This is a genomic window from Streptomyces pseudoechinosporeus (genome assembly GCF_054783935.1).
This window is the reverse complement of the sequence record NZ_BAAGPS010000032.1, coordinates 115496-135404: the sequence shown is the minus strand read 5'-3', so window position 1 is coordinate 135404 and position 19909 is coordinate 115496. Positions and strand designations below refer to the sequence as shown.

General features: G+C 70.2%; 21 protein-coding genes. 12 read left to right on the top strand and 9 right to left on the bottom strand.

Translation table 11 applies throughout. From position 1 onward, the window contains the following. Window positions 1-83: 83 nt before the first annotated feature. On the bottom strand, window positions 84-1649 hold the full coding sequence (locus ACYVO6_RS30605) for a DUF3152 domain-containing protein (protein WP_461066814.1): 1566 nt from the start codon (window positions 1647-1649) through the stop codon (window positions 84-86). Between the two features lie 8 nt (window positions 1650-1657). Next, window positions 1658-2650, bottom strand: a complete 993-nt coding sequence (locus ACYVO6_RS30600) for an alpha/beta fold hydrolase (protein WP_461066812.1) — start codon at window positions 2648-2650, stop codon at window positions 1658-1660. A 231-nt stretch (window positions 2651-2881) separates the two neighbouring features. Between ACYVO6_RS30600 and ACYVO6_RS30595 the strand changes: the two genes are divergently transcribed. The 4 genes from ACYVO6_RS30595 to ACYVO6_RS30580 all read left to right on the top strand — a co-directional run bounded on the left by ACYVO6_RS30595 (window position 2882) and on the right by ACYVO6_RS30580 (window position 4833). Beyond that, window positions 2882-3097 carry a hypothetical protein gene (locus ACYVO6_RS30595; protein ID WP_461066810.1) on the top strand — a complete coding sequence of 72 codons (216 nt, stop codon included), beginning with the start codon at window positions 2882-2884 and terminating at the stop codon, window positions 3095-3097. 252 nt (window positions 3098-3349) lie between these two features. Then, window positions 3350-3991 carry a TetR/AcrR family transcriptional regulator gene (locus ACYVO6_RS30590; RefSeq protein ID WP_461066808.1) on the top strand — a complete coding sequence of 214 codons (642 nt, stop codon included), beginning with the start codon at window positions 3350-3352 and terminating at the stop codon, window positions 3989-3991. Window positions 3992-4146: 155 nt separating this feature from the next. Further along, entirely contained in the window at window positions 4147-4374 is a 228-nt protein-coding gene (locus tag ACYVO6_RS30585; RefSeq protein WP_033319983.1) for a DUF3107 domain-containing protein, read from the top strand. A 192-nt stretch (window positions 4375-4566) separates the two neighbouring features. Next, window positions 4567-4833: a hypothetical protein gene (locus ACYVO6_RS30580; protein WP_033319982.1), complete on the top strand. Its 267-nt coding sequence runs from the start codon at window positions 4567-4569 to the stop codon at window positions 4831-4833. A gap of 55 nt (window positions 4834-4888) precedes the next feature. On the opposite strand, the gene ACYVO6_RS30575 is transcribed toward ACYVO6_RS30580, so the two are convergent. Beyond that, window positions 4889-5626, bottom strand: coding sequence for a ferritin-like fold-containing protein (locus tag ACYVO6_RS30575; RefSeq protein WP_461066805.1), 738 nt, complete (start codon window positions 5624-5626; stop codon window positions 4889-4891). A 491-nt stretch (window positions 5627-6117) separates the two neighbouring features. On the opposite strand from ACYVO6_RS30575, the gene ACYVO6_RS30570 reads away from it, so the two are divergent. After that, window positions 6118-8238: a DEAD/DEAH box helicase gene (locus ACYVO6_RS30570; protein ID WP_461066804.1), complete on the top strand. Its 2121-nt coding sequence runs from the start codon at window positions 6118-6120 to the stop codon at window positions 8236-8238. A gap of 121 nt (window positions 8239-8359) precedes the next feature. Beyond that, window positions 8360-9265 carry an alpha/beta fold hydrolase gene (locus tag ACYVO6_RS30565; protein ID WP_461066802.1) on the top strand — a complete coding sequence of 302 codons (906 nt, stop codon included), beginning with the start codon at window positions 8360-8362 and terminating at the stop codon, window positions 9263-9265. 5 nt (window positions 9266-9270) lie between these two features. Here the strand turns inward: ACYVO6_RS30565 and ACYVO6_RS30560 are convergent, their stop codons facing one another. After that, the gene (locus tag ACYVO6_RS30560) at window positions 9271-10185 is read right to left on the bottom strand and encodes an NYN domain-containing protein (protein ID WP_461066800.1); all 915 of its coding nucleotides are present in this window, start codon (window positions 10183-10185) and stop codon (window positions 9271-9273) included. 210 nt (window positions 10186-10395) lie between these two features. Here ACYVO6_RS30560 and ACYVO6_RS30555 point away from each other — a divergent pair, with 210 nt between their 5' ends. Next, on the top strand, window positions 10396-10548 hold the full coding sequence (locus tag ACYVO6_RS30555; protein ID WP_328768821.1) for a hypothetical protein: 153 nt from the start codon (window positions 10396-10398) through the stop codon (window positions 10546-10548). Window positions 10549-10631: 83 nt separating this feature from the next. On the opposite strand, the gene ACYVO6_RS30550 is transcribed toward ACYVO6_RS30555, so the two are convergent. From ACYVO6_RS30550 to ACYVO6_RS30535, 4 genes are all read right to left on the bottom strand, one after another. Beyond that, on the bottom strand, window positions 10632-11237 hold the full coding sequence (locus ACYVO6_RS30550) for a MarC family protein (RefSeq protein ID WP_461066797.1): 606 nt from the start codon (window positions 11235-11237) through the stop codon (window positions 10632-10634). A 44-nt stretch (window positions 11238-11281) separates the two neighbouring features. Continuing rightward, window positions 11282-12148, bottom strand: coding sequence for a PHP domain-containing protein (locus ACYVO6_RS30545; protein ID WP_461066795.1), 867 nt, complete (start codon window positions 12146-12148; stop codon window positions 11282-11284). Between the two features lie 82 nt (window positions 12149-12230). After that, window positions 12231-12872 carry a DUF6758 family protein gene (locus tag ACYVO6_RS30540; RefSeq protein WP_461066793.1) on the bottom strand — a complete coding sequence of 214 codons (642 nt, stop codon included), beginning with the start codon at window positions 12870-12872 and terminating at the stop codon, window positions 12231-12233. A 124-nt stretch (window positions 12873-12996) separates the two neighbouring features. Beyond that, on the bottom strand, window positions 12997-13581 hold the full coding sequence (locus tag ACYVO6_RS30535) for a suppressor of fused domain protein (RefSeq protein WP_461066791.1): 585 nt from the start codon (window positions 13579-13581) through the stop codon (window positions 12997-12999). 501 nt (window positions 13582-14082) lie between these two features. On the opposite strand from ACYVO6_RS30535, the gene ACYVO6_RS30530 reads away from it, so the two are divergent. After that, window positions 14083-15192, top strand: a complete 1110-nt coding sequence (locus tag ACYVO6_RS30530; RefSeq protein ID WP_461066789.1) for a magnesium and cobalt transport protein CorA — start codon at window positions 14083-14085, stop codon at window positions 15190-15192. Between the two features lie 44 nt (window positions 15193-15236). Beyond that, the gene (locus ACYVO6_RS30525) at window positions 15237-15755 is read left to right on the top strand and encodes a hypothetical protein (protein ID WP_461066787.1); all 519 of its coding nucleotides are present in this window, start codon (window positions 15237-15239) and stop codon (window positions 15753-15755) included. Window positions 15756-15880: 125 nt separating this feature from the next. Here ACYVO6_RS30525 and ACYVO6_RS30520 read toward each other — a convergent pair whose 3' ends face one another. Further along, window positions 15881-16624 (bottom strand): hypothetical protein, encoded by a 744-nt coding sequence (locus tag ACYVO6_RS30520; RefSeq protein WP_461066785.1) that lies wholly within the window; start codon window positions 16622-16624, stop codon window positions 15881-15883. Between the two features lie 230 nt (window positions 16625-16854). Between ACYVO6_RS30520 and ACYVO6_RS30515 the strand changes: the two genes are divergently transcribed. Genes ACYVO6_RS30515 through ACYVO6_RS30505 form a run of 3 tightly spaced genes read left to right on the top strand, consistent with a single transcriptional unit; the run spans window position 16855 to window position 19886 of the window. Next, complete coding sequence (locus ACYVO6_RS30515) at window positions 16855-18141, top strand: magnesium transporter MgtE N-terminal domain-containing protein (protein ID WP_461066783.1); 1287 nt, start codon at window positions 16855-16857, stop codon at window positions 18139-18141. After that, window positions 18131-18709, top strand: a complete 579-nt coding sequence (locus ACYVO6_RS30510; protein WP_461066781.1) for a DUF1003 domain-containing protein — start codon at window positions 18131-18133, stop codon at window positions 18707-18709. Before ACYVO6_RS30515 ends, ACYVO6_RS30510 begins: the two co-directional genes overlap by 11 nt. 43 nt (window positions 18710-18752) lie before the next feature. Beyond that, a complete protein-coding gene (locus tag ACYVO6_RS30505; RefSeq protein ID WP_461066779.1) occupies window positions 18753-19886 on the top strand; it encodes an Mrp/NBP35 family ATP-binding protein in 1134 nt (377 codons plus the stop codon). Window positions 19887-19909: the final 23 nt, after the last annotated feature.

Genomic DNA, 19909 nt, shown 5'->3' with positions numbered 1-19909 from the left:
AAAGGGGTGAACGGGCGTAACTTTCCCGTACGGATCGCGTTTCGTCGCGCTAAGAGATCAATCGAGTACGCATCGCGCGAGTCTCAAGCTCCGGGAAACGGCCAGGGGTTGGCCCGGCACTTGATCCCGTCGTACTCGAGGAACTTGCTCTGCTGTTGCATGACGGGCGCGAGTTCCCCGTCCTTGTCGCAGGTCACATGGCCGTAGCCGAGCCGGTGGCCGATCTCGTGGTTGATCAGCATCTGCCGGTACGCGTACATCTTGTCGCCGTACGTCTCGGCACCCCGGGCCCAGCGATACGCGTTGATCATCACGCGGTCGGTGGCCGCGGAGTCGCAGGAGACGTTGTCCACGGTGGTGTCCAGGCCCGACTTGGCACACCAGAACGCGGTGGTGCCGGGGCTGGCCAGCGTGATGACGAAGTCGGGCTTCCCGGTGGAGACCCGCTCGAAGGTACGGCCGCCGTCGTGGGCCCAGCTCCGGTCGTCGTTCAGGGTCTTGTGCACGGCCTGCGCGAAGAGTCCGCCGTCGAGGCCGAGGCCCTTCTCGACGTCGACGCGGTAGGTGAACTTCTGTCCCGTGCCGGGCGCCTGGTCGAATCCGCGGATCGCCTCGAATTCCCCGCCGCCCTTGAGGTTCGCGTCCAGCGGGTACTTCTTCGCCATCAACTGGGCGTACGTCGGCCGAGCCGCACCCTCCACCTGGGACGGGGGCGTCGGCCTGGTGTTGCCGCGCGCCGCGGAGTCCTTGACTTCCCGGTCCGCGCCGCCCGAGGTCTGCGGGCGCGCGGAGGTGTCCTCGCGCCCGTCGGTGACCTGCCCGGCCACGACGACGGCGAGCACGGTGGTGACGGCGGCGGCCGCGATCCCGGTGAAGGTCCAGCCCTTGCCGCCCTTGGCCTTCTCCGGCAGATCGGGCCCCGGGGGCGCCTTGTGCTCGGTTTCCGCGGGGTCGGGGTCCCAGTCGGTTGCGGAGTGGTACGGGTCCGAGCGGAGCGCCTGGTCGTCGGAGTGCGGCGCGAACACGTCGTCGTCCTTGTCGAAGGCGTCAACATAGGCCTGGCGGGGACCCAGCGGCGGCGCCTGCCGTTGCCGCGGAACCGTGTGCCCCGGACCAGCATCCTGCGATACTCCCGGCCCTCCCGGGTACGACCCCTGAGGCGCGCCGTACCCGGGCGCCCCGCTGAACATCCCCCAGCCACCGCCGGGTTCCCGCTGCTCGGGATGCGCGCCACGGACCTGGGGGACACCGTGGGCAGGGGTACCGTCGGGGAGCCGAGGCACGCCCTGAGCCGGCGTACCGTCAGAAAACCGCGGAACCCCACGCGCGGGCGTGCCGTCCGGCAGCCGGGGAACCCCACGAGCCGGAGTGCCGTCGGCGTACCGCGGAACTCCGCCCGCAGGCGTCCCGTCAGGAAAGCGTGGAACCCCGTTCGCATCCGGACGCGGAACCCACCCCTCGGGCAGCCGTGGTACCCCGCCCGCCGGAGTGCCGGGGCCGCCGCCCCTCGGTGGCGGCTGCGGCTGGGGCTGCGGCCCGGAGGAAACCCGGCGTTGTCCCGTGCTCGGTTCCGGGCGGCCTCCCGGAACCACGGGTACGTCGGCGGTGTCGCCCTTGCGAGCCGACCCACGTCGGCTGTGACGTCCCACGCGTCGCCTCAGCTCCCCGCACTCTTCATGGTGCCGGCGTCGGCCAACTCGCCCGTGTCCGCGAGAAGTTCACGGATGGCGGTGGCCACGGTCCCGGGGTACTCCATCATCGCCACATGCCCCGCCTCCGGCAGCGTGAGCAGCCGGGAATCGCGGAAGGCCCGGGCCGCCCGCTGGGCCATGCGGAACGAGACGAGCTGGTCACGGCCGCCGTAGATGAGCAGCGTCGGGGCGAGCACCCGCTCGGCCTGACGCCACAGCCGGTGCTGGCCGCCCAGCGTGTACGCGTTCACGATGCCGCGGGCCGAGCACGCCAGGGCGTCCCAGAAGTACGGGAGGGCGAGCCGCCGCTCCATCTCCTCGACGGCGTTGCGGAACCCCTCGGGCGTCACCATCGCGGGATCCCCGTAACAGAGCGCCATGACGCCCCGTACACGCTGCTCGGCGGACCAGTCCTTGGTGTAGCGGGTGAAGGCCTTCGCGACCCCGGGCAGTGCCAGCAGCGCCGTCGGCACCGCCTGGCGCTGCACCAGGATCTCCGGCAGCGCGGGCGACACCAGCGTGAGCGTCCGGACGAGATCGGGGCGTACGGCCGCGACGCGCGTCGTGATCGCGCCGCCCATCGAGTTCCCGACGAGGTGCACCGGCCCGCGGTCGGCCGAGTCGAGATAGCGGATGACCGCGCGCGCGTGCCCGGTCACGGAGTAGTCGCCGTCGTCCGGCGGCGGTGAGTCGCCGAAGCCCGGCAGATCAACGGCCTCGCTGTCCACGAGGCCGTCGAGGAGCGGCATCAGCGCCGACCAGTTCTGCGAGGAACCGCCCAGCCCGTGCACGTACAGCGCGGGCGGCAGCCCCTCGCGGGCCGGCGGTCTCGACCTGATCGTCAGCGTGATCCCGGGCAGCCCGACCGAGCGCAGCCGCTCTCCCGCCGCCACCTTGACGGCACCGACCTTCGGTGCGGCAGAGGTGGCCAGAACGGACGGCAGTTCGGTCGAAGACATGCAGCAATGTTACGAGACGATCACGTGCTGGATCGTGTGTTCGCCATCACAAGTCCCCCTCGAATTCCATGACAAGCCCGCCCGGACCGTCATCACACACCCCGCCGTATCGGCGACAGAGCGCCCTGGGACCGCGTAGCGACTCGATCCGCACTCTCATACGCTTCGTAAACGAGGGCACACGTACTCGTGCAAGCAGGCACTCGCACCGACCGCTCGGGAAGAGGACCTATGACCTTCGACCCCACCGACCCCGAGACTCTCGTCGAACCCGATTCCACCGAATTCGACGTGGAGGCCCCCGAGGCCGACGCCGCCGAACAGCACGCGGATCTCGCACCCCACCGGGACGACCCGCTGACCGGCGCGGACACGGACAACGCGAACGAGGCGGACCGCGCGGAGCAGGCAAGGATCGTCGAACTCGACGAGGACGACTACCGGTGAAGACCGGCTACCGGTGCCGGTGAAGACGAGGACGGCCATCGGTGAGGCGGATGCGGCCCGATGACCGGGACCGCTCAGAGGCGCGCATCGGCGGGCCGGCCTGCCCGTCATGCTCATGTTTGATGCGCTCTGCGCGGTTTTCTCCGGCGTCCGGTCCGTGAAATTCTGCGCTCGCACCGCGCACACCACGGTTACCGAAAAGTACGATGGCCGCGCGGCGCACACCGCACGTGGACGATTTTGGGAGGCGGCGTGACAGCCATCGAGCAGACAGAGGCGGCACGCCCGCGGGGCACACGCCTGCCGCGCCGTGCCCGACGCAACCAGCTCCTCGGCGCAGCCCAGGAAGTGTTCGTCGCGCAGGGATATCACGCGGCCGCGATGGACGACATCGCCGAGCGCGCGGGGGTCAGCAAGCCGGTGCTCTACCAGCACTTCCCGGGCAAGCTCGACCTCTACTTGGCCCTGCTGGACCAGCACTGCGAGTCCTTGCTCCAGGCAGTTCGGGGCGCTCTGGCCTCGACGACCGACAACAAGCAGCGCGTACGGGCCACGATGGACGCGTACTTCGTGTACGTCGAGGACGACGGAGGCGCATTCCGGCTGGTCTTCGAGTCGGATCTGACGAACGAGCCCGCGGTGCGTGAGCGCGTGGACAAGGTCACATTCGAGTGCGCGGAGGCGATCTCCGAGGTCATCGCGGAGGACACCGGCCTGTCCAGGGCCGAGTCGATGCTGCTCGCCTCGGGTCTGGGTGGACTCGCACAGGTGGTGGCGCGTTCCTGGCTGCACAGCGACCGGAGCGTGCCGCGCGACCAGGCGGTGCAGTTGCTGACCTCGCTGGCCTGGCGTGGTATCGCCGGTTTCCCGCTGCACGGCAGCGAGCACCACTGACGGCGGGCATGCGGCAGAGGCCGTCGCTTTGTTCCCGTCCGCTGTTCGCTCCTGGCGTTCTTGGACGCAGCGTGTACATCCCCTCACCGGGCTAATGTGTGCTGCGTACGGCGCGGACGAACGCGCACATCAGTGACCGTCGGAGGGACATAGCCGTGGAGGTCAAGATCGGCGTGCAGCACGCGCCTCGGGAGATCGTTCTGGAGAGCGGTCAGACCGCCGAGGAGGTCGAGCGGGCGGTGTCCGAAGCGCTGGCCGGCAAGTCGCAGCTGCTGAGCCTCGTGGACGACCACGGCCGCAAGGTCCTGGTCCCGGCCGACCGTCTGGCGTACGTGGAGATCGGCGAGCCGGCCCCGCGCAAGGTGGGCTTCGGCGCGCTGTGAGGCAACGGAGAGGGGCTCGGTGGCAACGGCCGCCGAGCCCCTCTTCCGTGCCCACTCCACGCTGCCTCTACGCGTCCGCGCGCTTCACAGATTGAGCACAAGTCACCCACAGAGAAGGATTGCATTCAGCAGGTCACGGGTATGACGGGCTACGACCGAAGTGCACACGGCCGTGCGGGAGGGACCCCCCAGATGTTCTTGGAAGCGCTCGGCTCCGTGATCCTCGGTCTGGCAGTGGCCTGGCTGGCGGCGTACCGCCTGCCGCACCGCCTGCCCGCCCGCCGTCTGGTCCTGTCGACGGGCGCCGCCGGGGGTCTGTTCGGCGCGTTCCTCACGCACAGCGCGCTGGGCGGAAACCTTCTGCTGATCCTCATCGGCGCGGTGGCCGTCGCCACGGCGTCCGTGTCCCTCCTCGTCCGCCCCGCGGGAAGACTCCGCCGCCACTCGGCGACCGTGTGACTCCGGACTCGGGCGAGGACCGCTGACGCGACCCTCGCCCGGACCAGGCGGAGTGTCAGGCCGCTAGGCCCAACGCAGCCATCCGCTTGGTGTGCGCCTCCGTGATGCGCGAGAACATCCGGCCGACCTCCGCAAGGTCGAAGCCGTCCGCGACACCGCCGACAAGCATCGTGGACAGGGCGTCCCGGTCGGCGACCACGCGCTGCGACTGGGACAGGGCCTCGCCCATCAGCCGTCGCGCCCACAGCGCGAGCCGTCCGCCCACGCGCGGGTCCGCGTCGATCGCGGCGCGCACCTTCTCGACGGCGAAGCTCGCGTGCCCCGTGTCGTCGAGTACGGAGAGGACCAGGGCCCGCGTATCGGAGTCGAGCCGCGCCGCGACCTCGCGGTAGAAGTCGCTGGCGATCGAGTCGCCGACGTACGCCTTGACGAGGCCCTCCAGCCAGTCCGACGGCGCCGTCTGCCGGTGGAAGCCGTCGAGCGCCTCGACGAACGGCTGCATCGCCTCCGTCGGCTCCGCCCCGATCGCCGCGAGCCGGTCCCGCAACTGCTCGAAGTGGTGGAACTCCGCCGACGCCATCTTCGCGAGCTCCGCCTTGTCGGCGAGCGTGGGCGCCAGCTTGGCGTCCTCCGCGAGCCGCTCGAACGCCGCCAACTCCCCGTACGCGAGCGCTCCGAGCAGGTCGACGACCGCGGCGCGGTACTGGGGGTCGACGGAGGCCTTCGTCCAGTCCTGGGCGGCGACTCCGGTGTGGTCGGCGGATGCGTCGGGAGCGTTGTCAGGCGTCGTCATGAAGCGCACAATAGCCCGCCCACAGCAACAAGGAAGTCCCTGGTCAATCAGTGTGACAACCACTACGTGACCAAATCGACCATCGCATATGCGCGATTCCGGGGTATGGTGGTAATGCGCCCGCTGAGTTGATCTATGTAACTCGACCAACTCGACGGGCCGCACGAATGAGGATGCCCGGTCGGTGGCCCGATCGGCTCCGACCCGACAGCCCTCCTCGTCCGTACGGCACAGAGCGTACGGACCATACGGAGGGACCCTCAGCGGTACGAGAGCTCGAGCGTCGGCAGTGGTCCCATGCCACCCGGCCCGCTGGTCAAGAGCGGCCGACGTCCCCGGCACGGTCCCTACACGACCCCCGCGCTCGCCTCGCACCGCATACACACAGAAGAGGCAGCACCCTGACTACTTTCCGAGAGCTCGGAATCCTTTCCGAGACAGCCGAGGCCCTAGAGGCCGTCGGCATCATCAACCCCTTTCCCATCCAGGAGATGACGCTCCCCGTCGCCCTTTCGGGCACCGACGTCATCGGCCAGGCCAAGACCGGCACCGGCAAGACGCTGGGCTTCGGCCTCCCGCTCCTCGAGCGCGTCACGGTTCCCGCGGACGTCGAGGCGGGCCGCGCCGAGCCCGAGCAGCTCACCGATGCCCCGCAGGCGCTCGTCGTGGTCCCCACGCGCGAGCTGTGCACGCAGGTCACGAACGACCTGCTGACCGCGGGCAAGGTCCGTAACGTACGCGTTCTCGCCATCTACGGCGGCCGGGCGTACGAGCCGCAGGTCGAGGCCCTCAAGAAGGGTATCGACGTGGTCGTCGGCACCCCGGGCCGGCTGCTGGACCTCGCGGGACAGAAGAAGCTCAACCTCAAGCATGTCCGCGCGCTCGTCCTCGACGAGGCCGACGAGATGCTCGACCTGGGCTTCCTGCCCGACGTCGAGAAGATCATCAACATGCTGCCGGCCCGCCGCCAGACGATGCTGTTCTCGGCGACCATGCCGGGCGCCGTCATCGGTCTCGCACGCCGCTATATGTCGCAGCCCACGCACATCCGCGCCACGGCGCCGGACGACGAGGGCCAGACGGTCCGGAACACCGCGCAGTTCGTCTACCGCGCGCACAACATGGACAAGCCCGAGCTGGTCTCGCGCATACTCCAGGCCGACGGCCGTGGGCTCGCGATGGTCTTCTGCCGTACGAAGCGGACGGCGGCGGATCTCGCCGACCAGTTGCAGCAGCGCGGCTTCGCCTCCGGCGCGGTCCACGGTGACCTCGGCCAGGGGGCGCGTGAGCAGGCGCTGCGGGCGTTCCGCAACGGCAAGGTGGATGTGCTCGTCTGCACGGACGTGGCCGCGCGCGGCATCGACGTCGAGGGCGTGACGCACGTCATCAACTACCAGTCCCCCGAGGACGAGAAAACGTACCTGCACCGCATCGGCCGTACGGGTCGCGCGGGTGCCAAGGGCATCGCGATCACGCTCGTCGACTGGGACGACATCCCGCGCTGGCAGCTCATCAACAAGGCGCTGGCGCTTGGTTTCAACGACCCGCCGGAGACGTACTCCACGTCCCCGCACCTCTTCGAGGAGCTGAGCATCCCGGCGGGCACGAAGGGCGTCCTGCCCCGCGCCGACCGCACCCGCGCCGGGCTCGCGGCCGAGGAGGTCGAGGACCTCGGCGAGACCGGCGGGCGTGGCGCGCGCGGTCGCGGTGGGCGCTCCTCGGCCCCGGAGCGCGAGCGTGAGCGCCCGGCGCGTACGCCGCGTCGACGCCGCCGTACGCGCAACGGTGCGCCGCTCGACGCCACGGACCCGACGGCCCCTGCGGAAGCTACGGAGGCCCCGGTCGCCGAGCCGCGCACACCGCGTCGCCGCCGCCGCACGCGCGCCGGGGAGTCGGCCGAGACGGCCGTCGCCACGGCCGAGGGAACCACGCCGGAGGCCATCGAGCCCACGGCAGAGCCGCTGGAGCCGGCCGAGACGAAGCCCCGCCGGCGTCGTACGCGTAAGACGGCGGAGACCGCGGAGTCGGCGGCCACCGTCGTCGAGGAGGCCGCCGAGGCCACGGAAGCGACCGAGGCCAAGCCCCGCCGCCGCACGCGCAAGGCCGCCGAGACGGCCGTGGACACGGCGGACGGCACGACCACCGCGACCGAGGTGGCCGAGCCGACCGAGACGAAGCCCCGTCGCCGTACGCGCAAGGCTGCCGCAGCCGTCGAGGCCGACATCCCGGCTCAGGCGACAGAGGAGCCCGCGGTCACACCGCGTCGCCGTACGCGCAAGGTGGCGGAGGCCGCGTTGGACGCGGCGGAAGGCACAGCGGTCGAGGCGGCTCAGACCAAGCCGCGCCGTACGCGGAAGACCACGGCCGCCGCTGAGGCCGCCGTGGACACGGCCGAGGCGACCGAGGCCAAGCCGCGTCGCCGTACCCGTAAGGCGGCGGAGGCCGGCATCCCGGCGCAGGCGGCCGAGCCTGTCACGGACGAGGCCCCGGCCAAGCCGCGGCGTACGCGCAAGGCAGCGGCCACGACGCCCGCCGACGCCGAGGCGCCGGAGGCGAAGCCCCGCCGTCGCACGCGCAAGACGGCGGCAGCCGCCGAGGCAACAGAGAGCTGAGCCTCTCTCGACGGCCCGGCCCCAGCACTTGGGGCCGGGCCGTTGCCGTTGCCGTGACTCGGAAACGACCCCACCCCGCCCCGCAACCCGCCCGACAGCTTCCCCGGATAGCCTCCTCCTCATGAGCAGGCCCGCCACCTTCGTTCCCCCGCCCGGCGCTCGTGCGTATCGACTCGGCACCGCACGCGGTGAGTTCGCCGTGATCGACGCCCCTGCGGCACCCGGCGTCGAAGCAAAGGGAACCGCGCTCCTGCTGCCAGGGTTCACCGGCAGCAAGGAGGACTTCATCGCCCTGCACGAACCGCTGGCGGCGGCCGGATACCGGACCGTCGCCGTGGACGGACGGGGCCAGTACGAGACGCCCGGCCCAAGAGACGACGAAGCCCCGTACGCGCAGGCCGAGTTGGCGCGAGACGTACTCGCCCAGGTCGACGCGCTCACCGATACGCCCACCGACCCGCCGCAGGACCGTGTCCACCTCGTCGGCCACTCGTTCGGCGGACAGGTCGCCCGGGCCGCCGTACTGCTGGACTCCACCCGCTTCCGCTCGCTCACCCTCATGGCCTCAGGGCCGGCCGAGATCTCCCCCTCGCAACAGCTGCGCGTCAAGCTGCTGCGGGACGCGCTCGCCGTGATGAACATGGCGCAGGTGTGGGACGCGATCCAGGCGCTGGAGCCCCCGGAGGACGCGGCCGGCCAGCAGGACCTGGACGCCGGACTCGACGACCTCGAAGAGCTCAGGCAGCGCTGGCTCGGCAACAGCCCTGCTCAACTCAACGCCGCGGGCCGCCAGTTGTGCACGGAACCCGACCGCGTCGCCGAACTGGCCGCCGTACCGATCCCGTTTCACGTCCTGTCGGGCGAACGCGACGACACCTGGCCGGTGCCCCTCCTCGACGACATGGCCGTACGCCTCAAGGCCCACCGCGCGGTCGTACGGGGAGCCGAGCACTCCCCCAACTCGGACCGCCCGCTGGAAACGGCCGAAGCCCTGGCCACCTTCTGGAGCCAGACCGAAACCAAGTAAAAGACTCAGTACTGCGCCTGCAAGTGCCCCCAGAACCCGTCCCGCAACGCCCGCCGCAGATCCGCCTGCCCCCGCAGCGAGTACTGCAGCAAGCCCTCCGCCTCCACCAGGAGATCCTGGTCGACAGGCCCGGGCAGATACGGATGCCCGGGCAGCAGGTCCGCCAGCGCCTCCCGCCCCCGCGCCCCCAGCCACTGCGCGGCGATCTGCGCCCCCACGAACCGCACGTCCTCCCGCGTGGGCCGCGCCCCCGCCGAGGCTTCGTACGAGGCGGCGGTGCGCCGGGAGACGTACGGCTTGAAGAACTCGAGGTCGAAGGTCCGCTGGCTGTCGACCTCCCAGAGCAATGGCTCCGCCTGGTTGCGTCCCTCCGGTGCCTCGATGCCCCAGAGGTGGACGCGCGCCCCGTACCCCTGCGCCGCCTCGACCGCGGAGACCAGGTCCTCGTCGCCCCCGATGAGTGAGGCGTCGCTGATGGCGCGGTGCCTGGCCAGTGACTCCAGGTCGCTGCGGATCAGGGAGTCGACGCCCTTCTGCTGGTTGTTGGCGTTGAGGTTGCCCAGCCGGACCTTGACGTCGGGCAGCTCGGCGATGGACTGCTGCTCCGCCGTGTGGATGCGGCGGCGGGCTCCGTCGTACCAGTAGACGCGCAGCAGCCTGCTGTCCGCGAAGATCGTGCGCGCCCTGTCGATGAGCGCCTCGATGAGGCCCTCGGCATCCAGATCGAAGGCCCGGCGGTCCTCCGTACCGGCGACCAGCCGCCCGGCTGCCGCGTACAGATAACCGGCGTCGACGAAGATCGCATGGGTCGACGGTGTCTTCGCCACCTCGGCGAGCATGCGCTGGAGCAGCTCGTTCGTGCGGTCCATACGCGCACTGAGGGCGGCCAGTGCGTCGCTTCCCGCGAAGTCGTCATTCATATGCGCCTCATTGTCGCAGGACGTCACTGTGTGAACACAAGCGGTCCATTACCAGCAGGTAGTTAGGCGTTTGAAAAATTTATTTAGCGTAGGGAATGTTTGTAACCAGCATCCCGTTGACTCGTTGGGGAACGCAGGGCGCAGACGCCCCGTGCTCCACCTACCAGTAGTTCTCCTTCAGGAGGATGACCAGACGAAGGGAGAAGCCGTATGCGCTTCGAAATCATGCGCCTCGACGACGTCGACGGCACCGCCGTGGACACGACCGTCGTGGACGCCGCCTCCGTCAACCGGATCGTGCAGCAGGCCGCCGCCATTGGCCAGCGCATCCTGATCCGCCCGGCCGAAGCTCCGGCCTCATAACGCGCGGACGCCCGACAGCACAGCACACTTCAGGACCCCGTACGGCATCGATGCCGTACGGGGTCCTGCGTGTCCGGCTCTGTTCAGCTCGACTGGATCACCTGCGTGACCCCGTTGATGATCTGCTGCACGGCGATCGCGGAGAGCATCATGCCTGCGAGCCGGGTCACCAGGACGACCCCGCCGTCCTTGATGACGCGGATGATCAGCAGCGAGTACCGCATCACCACCCACAGCACGACATGGATGGCGACGATCGCCGTCCACACCGCCGCCTGCGCCGCGACGCCGTCGGCCTTCTGCACCGCGAGGATGACGGACACGATCGCGCCCGGTCCCGCGAGCAGCGGTATGCCCAGGGGTACGAGTGCGGCGTTGACGTCCTTGGTCTGCTTGGGCTCGTCCGTCTTGCCGGTGAGCAGGTCGAGGGCGATCAGCAGGAGCAGCAGGCCGCCCGCGATCATCAGCGCGGGCACGGACACATGCAGGTAGTTCAGGATCTGGTGCCCGAGCAGTCCGAACACGGTGATCACACCGCCGGCCACGCAGACGGCCTGGAACGCCATCCGCTTCTGCACCCGCGCCGGCCGCCCGGACGTGAGCGCGAGGAAGATCGGGGTGATCCCCGGGGGATCCATGATGACGAAGAGGGTGAGGAAGAGTGAGCCGAAGACGGCGAGGTCGAACACGGTGAGCCTTGCGGTGGGAAGGGGTGCGACAGGGCAGGGAAGGGTCAGACTCCCGCGGCCCCGCCCGCGCCCGGCACCGGGAAGGCCCCGGTGGCCCGCCGCGTGATCTCCCCGTAGATCTCGGGATCCGTGGTGAACTCCCCGAGTACACACGTCTTGCGGCCGCCGTGATAGTCGCTGGACCCGGTCGCCAGCAGTCCCAACTCGGCCGCCAGTCCCCGGAGTCGGGCCCTGGTCGCCGGGTCGTGGTCCATGTGGTCGACCTCGACCCCGTCGAGTCCGGCCGCCGCGAGCTCGGCGATCGCGGACTCCGGTACGACCTGGCCCCGCTTGGCCGCGGCGGGATGCGCGAAGACGGTGACGCCGCCTGCGGCCTTGACCAGCCGGATCGCCTTGAAGGGGTCCGACTCGTGCTTCTCGACATAGGCCCGGCCGCCGTCGGCGAGCCAGTCGGGCGTGAAGGCGTCGGAGACGCTGGGCACGACGCCCAGCTCGACCAGCGCGGTCGCGATGTGCGGCCGTCCCACAGACCCGTCGCCCGCGATCCGCGCCACCTGCTCCCAGGTCACCGGCACGCCCAGCTCCTGGAGTTTACGGATCATGCCGTGGGCCCGCGGCACCCGGTCGTCGCGTACGAGCTCACGCTCGCGCAGCAGGTCGGGCTCCTCGGGATCGAAGAGGTACGCCAGCATGTGCAGGCTCACGCCGTCGAGGCGGCAGGAGAGTTCGGCTCCGGTGACGAGGGTGAGGCCTTCCGGAACCGCGGCGATGGCCTCGGCGTATCCACGCGTGGTGTCGTGGTCGGTCAGCGCGACGACGTCCAAACCGGCCGCGGCGGCATTGCGCACCAGCTCGGCGGGGGTGTCCGTACCGTCGGAGGCAGTGGAGTGGGTGTGCAGATCGATGCGCACTGGCGCGGACTCCAGGCTCTGACCGGGCGGAAGGGGACCTCCAGGGTAACGGGAGCCGTACCCGCCCCCACCCCTGAGCCCTCTAGGGCTCCAGGATCCGCGGTGACAGCGCCCCGCACGGCAGCAGGTCCACCTCCGCGCCCGCGTCGCGCAGGTCGGTCAGTACCAGCTCGTCGTACATCAGCAGGCCCGACTGCTCGGGCCAGACGACCGCCCACACCCACAGGCCGAGCGCCTCGCCGGCGAAGACGGCGCGGTCGTCGGGGGTGCCGGAGACGAGCCAGAGGGGGGTCGGGCGGCCCGCCGCGAGGACCTTCGCCTGGGGCGGCTTCTCGACGTTCATGTACGGGCCCGGGTCCGGGCCGTCCATGCCCGCGTACCGCGCGCCGAGGCCCACGCCGAGTTCCTCGGCGATGAGCACCAGCTCTCCTATACCGCCGAGCGGGCCCGGACCCGAGCAGGCCACGGCCGTGGCACGGCCGCCGCTGCGGTCGTCGCCCGCGAAGGCCGCACCCGTGAAGAGCCAGCCGACGGGCAGCGGCCAGGGCATCCACACCGGTACGCGCGCACGGTGCACCACGACGCTGAGGGCCTCGACGCTGGGCGGGATCACGGGCTGCAGCGGGTGCACGGAGCCGTGCACATCACACTGCCAGGAATCGGCAAAGAGTCCGGGAGCCCTGACCCGGCCACCACACTTCGGGCAACTGGGTTCGCCCCTCATAGGCCCCAACGGTCCTCCCCGGCTGTCGCCGCGTCAAGGACGATCACCCGTCCGGCGAGCCACGTCGCCGCCGACTGAACGAGTGTGACATTCCCAACTGGCCGATTCCAGCGGACGGTTCGGTTCAGTCGAGGGACACGGATTTACGCGAGGGGTCGCGCAGATCCGTTCCGCCGGTGAGCCAGCGCTCCCTCAACGCCTGCGCGCCGTGCACCCGCTTCCACGCCGCCTCGTTCGGCGTCATCGGGAGCAGCGGCAGAAAACGTACGGGATCGAGGGGCTCGTCCAGGTCCAGGTCCTCGACGAGGCCGCCCGGCTCGGCGACCAGTACGGAGGTGAACGGGGCACCCGGCCACAGGGGTTCACCGATGTCCAGCGAGGCTCCGGGGGCCACGACCAGTCCCTCGACCTGCGGAGACGCGGCCAGTACGGCGAGCGGGCGGAGCACCTTGTCGGTGTCGGCGGCGCCCGCGCGTACGGAGAGGATCAGCTCGGCGCGCGGGCCTTTGACCGGGTCGGCGAGGGCCGCCGTGGGGTCGGTCATCGGCTGCGCGGACATGCCGAGCGTGGCGTAGCGCACGATGTCGCCGTCGGTGAAGCGGAGCACCTCGATGCGGTCCGTGCCGAGGAAGGTGACCGCGGCGCGCGCGTCCGGTTCGCCCAGCGCGGTGCGCAACCGGGCCTCCACCAAGGGAAGAACATCAGCCATACGGCGAGCATATGCTGCGTCTTTTCGGGGGTTTCTGCCTGGTTCCCGGGAGCGGCAAGGCCAAAGAAGCGACTTGACACGCCAGTCGACTGATAGTCTTGGCCGCTGGTCGGGGCAGCACGCAGAAGCGTCGCTCTCGAGTCCCGACGCACGACACTCCCCTACAGGGGATGGATCTCCCCTACGGGGGACCGGCCGGAGGAGGTGGGGCTCCATGGATCGAAGTCGACCGTGTAGTACTACCCGCTCTTCCGGCTGCTGAGTTCCTCAAACCGAGCTCTACTGGCTGCCGCCTCCCGCACTCGCGTCATGCGTGTCGGTGCACGACGGAAGAGCACTTCGTTTTGCCTGATCTGTCTGATCTGTATCAGTAGCGAAGCTGCCACCGCGACGGTGCGGTGCTCCCCGCTTTGCGGACGTGCCAAACATCTCCAGTCAGGACGTCCCCATTCCGGGCAGTTCCAACCGTTGCCGGGCGGCTCGTACGCGAAGGAGCCTGCCATGTCGATGATCCGAGACCTGCGCGCCGCGGTCCGCCCCTCGCCGCGCAAGGACGGCGGTACGTACGACACCACCCGTGCGCCCGGGACGAACTCGGCTGTCGTGGACTGCGCCATCTACCGCGAGGGTGCCCGCGTCGCGTTCCCCGCCCCCCTCACGCCCCATGAGGCGATGCTCCAGGTGCGCCGCGACGGCGGCTTCGCCTGGATCGGGCTGCACGAGCCCACGGAGGACGAATTCGCCGTCATCGCCCGCGAGTTCGGGCTGCACCCGCTCGCCGTCGAGGACGCGGTGCACGCCCACCAGCGGCCCAAGCTGGAGCGCTACGACGACACGCTCTTCACCGTCTTCAAGACCATCCACTACGTCGAGCACGACGAACTCACCGACACCAGCGAGATCGTGGAGACCGGCGAGGTGATGTGCTTCACCGGACGGGACTTCTTCATCACCGTGCGGCACGGCGGGCAGGGCTCGCTGCGGGCACTGCGGCACCGGCTGCAGGACGACCCCGAGCTGCTCGCCAAGGGGCCGTCGGCCGTGCTCCACTCCATCGCCGACCATGTCGTCGACGGGTACATCGCGGTCGCGGACGCCGTGCAGGACGACATCGACGAGGTCGAGACGGCGGTGTTCTCGCCGGGGCGCAAGGGCGGGACCTCGCGCGGTGTCGACTCGGCGCGGATCTACCAGCTCAAGCGTGAGGTGCTGGAGTTCAAGCGGGCGGTGTCTCCGCTGATGCGGCCCATGCAGCTGCTGAGCGAGCGGCCGATGCGGCTGGTGGACCCCGACATCCAGAAGTACTTCCGCGATGTCGCCGACCACCTCGCCCGCGTCCAGGAGCAGGTTCTCGGCTTCGACGAGCTGCTCAACTCGATCCTCCAGGCCAATCTCGCGCAGGCCTCGGTCGCGCAGAACGAGGACATGCGCAAGATCACGTCCTGGGCGGCGATCATCGCCGTGCCGACGATGGTGTGTGGCGTCTACGGCATGAACTTCGACTACATGCCGGAGCTGCGCTGGAAGTTCGGGTACCCGCTGGTGCTGAGCGTCACGGTGGGGATCTGCTTCGCGATCCACCGCACGCTGAAGCGCAACGGGTGGCTGTGAGCGGGCACGGCTGGCTGTGAGCGGGCTTGGATACCCTTGCTGCCATGACGGAAGAGCTGCTCGACCAGGCCCTCGTCGAGGAGGCCACCAAGAAGTCCGCGCTCGTGTGGGTGCGGGGTGGTGGCGCACCGGCGCCGGACCGCGCCCTGTGGCACGTGTGGTTCGAGGGTGCCCTGTGCCTGGTCGGGGACGGGCCCGGTGAGCAGCCGTTGCCAGGGCTGGTCGACGGGGGCGAGGCCGTGGTCACCGTACGCAGCAAGGACAAGGGCGGGCGGCTCGTTTCCTGGGTGGCGAAGGTCGTGGAACTGGCTCCCGGGTCCCCCGAGTGGGACGCCGCGGTCGCCGAGCTGAAGGGCAAACGCCTGAACGCGCCGGACAGCGAGGCCATGCCTGAGCGGTGGGCGCGGGAGTGCCGGGTGCTCCGCCTGGAGCCGACGGGGGGCCTGGCCGAGTTGCCCGACGGCTCGCTCGCGGCGCCGCCGCGGCCGACGTCCGCGACGACGCGGGGGCCGATCCCGGCGGGGGTGCATCGGTTGCTGTTCCGTGGTCGGAAGCGGCGGTAGCTGCGCTGGCAGGTCGGTTCTGAGCTGCGGGTCCGTCGGGGCTGGTCGCGCCCGTGCGGCGGAGCCGCAAATCGATACAGCCCCGCACCGGACTTAGGCAGGTCCCCCAGGTCCTCGCTCAGCCCCTACGACTCCGGCAACTGCTGCCCGTAGTCCACCATCTCGTTCTTCGCCGGTTCCTCCAGAGGGAAGTCCTTGCCCCAGTCGGTCAAGCGGATCGTTCCCGCGCCGCCTGCTCGGGCCAGGACCAGGGGGTAGGGCTTGCCCTCCAGGGAGACGTCCAGGGTGCCGCCGGAGCCCTTGTCGCCGGTGATGCGGATAGTGCGGATGCCGAAGCGTTCGTGGTGGCCGTCCGTGGCGAGGGTGCCGTGGAGGGTGAGGAGGCCGTCGAGGAGTACGTCCTTGTCGGTGAAGCCGGTGAAGCGCTGGTAGGCGGGGTCGCCCTGCGGGACCTTCACGTACAGGCCGTCGAGTTTTTCGGCGGCCTCCGCGTCCGCGTCGCTGTCCTTCCCCTCGCCGCCCGCGTCGCCCTCGCCGCCCTTGTCGTCCTCGTCGGCCCAGAAGTCCGCGTCGGCCTTCAGGAACAGGTGCTCGCCGACCCGCAGCAGCCGGAAGGTCGTGTCCTGCGTGGTGACCGAACCGGTGCCGCCGTCGGCCTTGAGGCGCATGTCGAGCTTGTACGTCCGCCCGTTGCTGACGACCGAGCCCGAGAGATGGACCGCGTCCGCACTTCGGGCCGCCTGGTTCGTCTTGGCCCGGATCTCTTCGGCGGAGAGCTTGCCGACCCCGTTGGTACCCGCGTTCGGGTCCTCGCCACCGCACCCCGTCAGCCCTGTCCCCGTCACGACCAGTGCGCATATCGCACTCATGAGTGCGGCCCGGTGGGTACGGCCCTGGGGAAATGCAGACACAGGTGGGGGCGCCTCTCGTGCGGGAGTCCTCAACGGCGTACGGCAGCGTACCTGTGCCGTCTGCGCACTCCGGAGGCAGTCCGTCCGGGCTGTGCGCCGGGGCGTGTCCAGTCGGGACGGGCTAGCCTGAAGCCCGCAAAAGCGGATATATCGATAAGGGATCGTTAAGTAGGGAGGAGGTGTGCGGCATGGCCGCAGGCGCTCCCCGGATCTTCGTCTCGCACCTCTCCGGCGTCGCCGTCTTCGACCCGAACGGCGACCAGGTGGGCCGGGTGCGCGATCTCGTCGCCATGCTGCGCGTTGGACGACGCCCGCCCCGGCTGCTCGGCCTCGTCGTCGAGCTGTCCACGCGCCGGCGCATCTTCCTGCCCATGACGCGGGTGACCGGCATCGAGTCGGGCCAGGTCATCACCACCGGCGTCCTGAACGTACGGCGCTTCGAGCAGCGGCCCACCGAGCGGCTCGTCATCGGCGAACTGCTCGACCGGCGCGTACAGCTCGTCGAGACCGGCGAGGAGGTGACGGTCCTGGATGCATCGGTCCAGCAGCTGCCTGCCCGCCGCGACTGGGAGATCGACCGGGTCTTCGTACGGAAGGGGAAGGCCGGCACCTTTCGGCGGTCCAAGGGAGAGACGCTGACCGTCGAGTGGTCCGCCGTGACCGGGTTCTCGCTCGAGGAGCAGGGGCAGGGCGCCGAGAGTCTCCTCGCCACCTTCGAGCAGTTGCGCCCGGCCGATCTCGCGAACGTACTGCACCATCTCTCGTCCAAGCGTCGCGCGGAGGTGGCCGCGGCCCTCGACGACGACCGGCTCGCCGATGTCCTCGAGGAACTGCCCGAGGACGACCAGATCGAGATCCTCGGCAAGCTCAAGGAGGAGCGCGCCGCCGATGTCCTGGAGGCGATGGACCCCGACGACGCTGCCGACCTGCTGGCCGAGCTGCCGGAGGAGGACAAGGAGCGGCTGCTCGCGCTGATGCGCCCGGACGAGGCGGCGGACGTACGGCGGCTGATGGCGTACGAGGAGCGGACCGCCGGCGGACTGATGACCACCGAGCCGATCGTGCTGCAGCCGGACGCGACGGTCGCCGACGCGCTGGCCCGGGTCCGCAACCCCGACCTCTCCCCGGCGCTGGCCGCCCAGGTGTACGTGTGCCGCCCGCCCGACGAGACGCCGACCGGCAAGTACCTCGGTACGGTGCACTTCCAGCGGCTCCTGCGCGACCCTCCGTACACGCTGGTCGGCGCGCTCCTCGACGACGATCTCCAGCCACTCGAACCGGAGGCCCCGCTGCCGGTGGTGGCCGGCTTCTTCGCGGCGTACGACATGGTCGCGGCACCCGTGGTCGACGAGAGCGGGTCGCTGCTCGGCGCGGTGACCGTGGACGACGTACTCGACCACATGCTGCCGGAGGACTGGCGCGAGACGGAGTTCCATCTGGAGGCGGAGGCTCAGGGGGTCGCTCATGGTTCCTGAGCGCGACACCCGCGAGCGGGTCCCTGTGGGCGTCACCGGGCGCCCGCGCATCCGGCTCGACCAGCCGCTGCCGCCGCGCCGCAGGCTGGTGCCCGAGTGGGACCCGGAGGCCTTCGGGCGGCTGTCGGAGCGGATCGCGCGGTTCCTGGGGACCGGGCGGTTCCTCTTCTGGATGACGGTCGCCATCATCCTGTGGGTGCTGTGGAACGTCGCGGCGCCCTACGACCTGCGCTTCGACGACTACCCGTTCATCTTCCTGACCCTGATGCTCTCGCTCCAGGCCTCGTACGCCGCCCCGCTGATCCTCCTCGCGCAGAACCGCCAGGACGACCGCGCCCGGGTCGATCTCGAACAGGACCGCAAGCAGAACGAACGGTCGATCGCGGACACCGAGTATCTGACCCGTGAGATCGCCGCGCTGCGCGCCGGTCTCGGCGAGGTCGCCACCCGCGACTGGATCCGCTCCGAACTCGAGGACCTGGTCAGGGAGCTGGAGGAGCGACGCCCTGACGGACGGGTCGTATTCCCGGCAGAACACCCGCGCGGACGTGATGTAAGCGACCGCTGACGAGCCTCTCCAGGGTGGGTGGCGGCCCCGTACCATCGTTGGTATGGCTACGGAAGACGCGGTGCGCGCAGCGCTGGCGACGGTGAACGACCCCGAGATCCACCGACCCATCACCGAGCTGGGGATGGTCAAATCGGTAGAGATCGGGGCGGATGGCGCGGTCGCGGTCACCGTGTACCTGACCATCTCCGGCTGTCCCATGCGCGAGACCATCACCGACAACGTGACGAAGGCGGTCGAGGCGGTCGACGGTGTCACGCGCGTCGACGTCACGCTGGACGTGATGAGCGACGAGCAGCGCCGCGAGCTGGCGTCCGCGCTGCGCGGCGGGCAGGCCGAGCGCGAGGTCCCGTTCGCCAAGCCGGGCTCGCTCACGCGCGTGTACGCGGTCGCCTCCGGCAAGGGCGGCGTCGGCAAGTCGTCCGTGACCGTGAACCTGGCGGCGGCGATGGCAGCGGACGGCCTGAAGGTCGGTGTCGTGGACGCCGACATCTACGGCCACTCCGTGCCCCGCATGCTGGGCGCCGACGGTCTTCCCACCCAGGTCGAGAACATGATCATGCCGCCGTCCGCGAACGGCGTGAAGGTCATCTCGATCGGCATGTTCACCCCGGGCAACGCACCGGTCGTATGGCGCGGCCCGATGCTCCACCGCGCGCTGCAGCAGTTCCTGTCGGACGTGTACTGGGGCGACCTGGACGTCCTCCTGATGGACCTCCCTCCGGGCACGGGCGACATCGCGATCTCGGTCGCGCAGCTGGTGCCGAACGCTGAGATCCTGGTCGTGACGACGCCTCAGCAGGCCGCCGCGGAGGTCGCCGAGCGGGCCGGTTCCATCGCCGTCCAGACCCACCAGAAGATCGTGGGCGTGGTCGAGAACATGTCCGGTCTGCCCTGCCCGCACTGCGGCGAGATGGTCGATGTCTTCGGCACGGGCGGCGGCCAGCGGGTCGCCGACGGCCTGACGCGGACGACCGGCGCGACGGTCCCGGTGCTGGGCAGCATCCCGATCGACGTCCGCCTCCGCGAGGGCAGCGACGAGGGCAAGCCGGTCGTCCTGACCGACCCCGACTCCCCCGCGGGCTCGGCCCTGCGCTCGATCGCGGGCAAGCTGGGCGGGCGCCAGCGGGGGCTGTCGGGGATGTCGCTGGGGATCACACCGCGCAACAAGTTCTGAGGCCAGTACGCAGGTGGGGGTGC

What these genes read in the sequence shown, in the direction of transcription:
- ACYVO6_RS30600 (WP_461066812.1), bottom strand. Translation starts at nt 2,650, where the DNA reads ATGTCTTCGACCGAACTGCCGTCCGTTCTGGCCACCTCTGCCGCACCG.
- ACYVO6_RS30595 (WP_461066810.1), top strand. Translation starts at nt 2,882, where the DNA reads ATGACCTTCGACCCCACCGACCCCGAGACTCTCGTCGAACCCGATTCC.
- ACYVO6_RS30580 (WP_033319982.1), top strand. Translation starts at nt 4,567, where the DNA reads ATGTTCTTGGAAGCGCTCGGCTCCGTGATCCTCGGTCTGGCAGTGGCC.
- ACYVO6_RS30575 (WP_461066805.1), bottom strand. Translation starts at nt 5,626, where the DNA reads ATGACGACGCCTGACAACGCTCCCGACGCATCCGCCGACCACACCGGA.
- ACYVO6_RS30570 (WP_461066804.1), top strand. Translation starts at nt 6,118, where the DNA reads ATGACGCTCCCCGTCGCCCTTTCGGGCACCGACGTCATCGGCCAGGCC.
- ACYVO6_RS30565 (WP_461066802.1), top strand. Translation starts at nt 8,360, where the DNA reads ATGAGCAGGCCCGCCACCTTCGTTCCCCCGCCCGGCGCTCGTGCGTAT.
- ACYVO6_RS30560 (WP_461066800.1), bottom strand. Translation starts at nt 10,185, where the DNA reads ATGAATGACGACTTCGCGGGAAGCGACGCACTGGCCGCCCTCAGTGCG.
- ACYVO6_RS30555 (WP_328768821.1), top strand. Translation starts at nt 10,396, where the DNA reads ATGCGCTTCGAAATCATGCGCCTCGACGACGTCGACGGCACCGCCGTG.
- ACYVO6_RS30540 (WP_461066793.1), bottom strand. Translation starts at nt 12,872, where the DNA reads ATGAGGGGCGAACCCAGTTGCCCGAAGTGTGGTGGCCGGGTCAGGGCT.
- ACYVO6_RS30535 (WP_461066791.1), bottom strand. Translation starts at nt 13,581, where the DNA reads ATGGCTGATGTTCTTCCCTTGGTGGAGGCCCGGTTGCGCACCGCGCTG.
- ACYVO6_RS30530 (WP_461066789.1), top strand. Translation starts at nt 14,083, where the DNA reads ATGTCGATGATCCGAGACCTGCGCGCCGCGGTCCGCCCCTCGCCGCGC.
- ACYVO6_RS30525 (WP_461066787.1), top strand. Translation starts at nt 15,237, where the DNA reads ATGACGGAAGAGCTGCTCGACCAGGCCCTCGTCGAGGAGGCCACCAAG.
- ACYVO6_RS30520 (WP_461066785.1), bottom strand. Translation starts at nt 16,624, where the DNA reads ATGAGTGCGATATGCGCACTGGTCGTGACGGGGACAGGGCTGACGGGG.
- ACYVO6_RS30515 (WP_461066783.1), top strand. Translation starts at nt 16,855, where the DNA reads ATGGCCGCAGGCGCTCCCCGGATCTTCGTCTCGCACCTCTCCGGCGTC.
- ACYVO6_RS30510 (WP_461066781.1), top strand. Translation starts at nt 18,131, where the DNA reads ATGGTTCCTGAGCGCGACACCCGCGAGCGGGTCCCTGTGGGCGTCACC.
- ACYVO6_RS30505 (WP_461066779.1), top strand. Translation starts at nt 18,753, where the DNA reads ATGGCTACGGAAGACGCGGTGCGCGCAGCGCTGGCGACGGTGAACGAC.